Annotated in this window: 1 pseudogene; it reads right to left on the reverse strand. The window is 43.1% G+C overall.

The window, feature by feature from the left end:
* A pseudogene (locus tag BAA9072_RS24040) lies at nt 1-255 on the reverse strand (IS110 family transposase); the annotation flags it as partial.

Here is a 255-nt window from a genome sequence, read left to right on the forward strand (position 1 = left end):
TACCAGGAATGGAAGTAAGGTAATCAAAGTCAGGCAATTCACGGGCAAGGGCGATAAGTCTTTCAGTAAGCGAGTGGATCTGTGATTCATACATGGACAATTGGTCAAGTAACATCCTGATTTCCATACGTGCCATTTCCGGACTGTCTTGAAGTCCTATAGAATGCTTTGCCACTTGAAGTAGTCGTTCTACTTTCTTCTTTGACAGATAACGAACGCCCTTTTCCTGAAGAAAGCCAATCAGTTCTTCAGGAG

The organism is Rossellomorea arthrocnemi (assembly GCF_904424705.1).
In the GTDB taxonomy this organism is placed as follows: domain Bacteria; phylum Bacillota; class Bacilli; order Bacillales; family Bacillaceae_B; genus Rossellomorea; species Rossellomorea arthrocnemi.